Consider the following 1,042-nt stretch of genomic DNA (forward strand, 5'->3'; position numbering starts at 1 on the left):
TATGTATATCCGCAATGATACCAGTGGCCAAATAAATATAAAGTGACAGCTAGTGACAATCGTTATTTGTTAAAGATCAATGTAAATAAATTGGGTCAAAATAAACGGTTTTGACCATGAATATTGTCAACTTCATCAATCGCTTTCCGGATGAATCCGCCTGTATTGAATTCATTAAAATTCAAAGGATTAAACAGGGAATTGTCTGTAAAAGATGCTCATGTACCAAGCACTATTGGCTTGAAAACAAGAAGTCTTTCCAATGCTCCTCTTGTGGATTCCGAACAAGTATCAAGAGCGGAACTGTTATGGAGCACAGCAACCTTCCGATTCGTGTCTGGATGCTTGCCATTACATTCATATCTGCTACAAAGAAAGGTTTCAGTGCCGCGGAGCTTCAAAGACAATTGGGCCTGAAGAGGTACGAGCCTGTTTTCAGGATGTATCATAAAATCAGGGTTGTAATGGGAAAACGTGATGATACCTACAGGCTCGAAGATATGGTTGAATATGACGAAGCCTTTGTTGGAAAGGCCGTCAGTAATAAAACCAAAGACAAGCTCAAACGAGGCAGAGGAAGCCAAAAACAATCTAAAGTAGCTGTTATGGCTGAATCAACCGTATTGGAGGATCCTGACTCAGGCGAACTTGAAAAGAGTTGCAGGTACTTCAAGATGAAGAAGATAAAGAACTTAGAGGCTAAGACCGCACAGGTTTTGATCAAAGAATTCATTGATAAAAGCACTGTACTTCAAACAGATAAGAGTACCACCTTCTCAGATCTGGGTCAATGTATTGATGTTCATGTAAGAGAAATTTCCGGCACGAAAGAAGGCAAATTTAACCTCAAATGGGCTCACATTGCCATCAGTAACTTAAAGAAACACCTGCAAACTTATCATATGATAACAGAGAGGATGATGCAGAACTATCTGGACGAGTTTTGTTACAAGCTCAACAGAAGATATTTCGGTCAAAAGCTTTTTGACAGACTCATCATTGCTTCAATTTATCCTTACTGGAATGATTGCGGATAATCATA

General features: G+C 39.2%; 1 protein-coding gene. It reads left to right on the forward strand.

Annotation, left to right across the window (positions count from 1 at the left end):
- Nucleotides 1–116 precede the first annotated feature (116 nt).
- Entirely contained in the window at nucleotides 117–1,037 is a 921-nt protein-coding gene (locus MMU05_RS23005; protein ID WP_241144002.1) for an IS1595 family transposase, read from the forward strand.
- The last annotated feature ends 5 nt before the right edge of the window (nucleotides 1,038–1,042 follow it).

Source organism: Cognataquiflexum rubidum, from assembly GCF_022538115.1.
GTDB lineage: Bacteria > Bacteroidota > Bacteroidia > Cytophagales > Cyclobacteriaceae > Cognataquiflexum > Cognataquiflexum rubidum.

Coding starts and splice junctions, on each gene's coding strand:
- MMU05_RS23005 (WP_241144002.1), top strand. CDS start 117: ATGAATATTGTCAACTTCATCAATCGCTTTCCGGATGAATCCGCCTGT.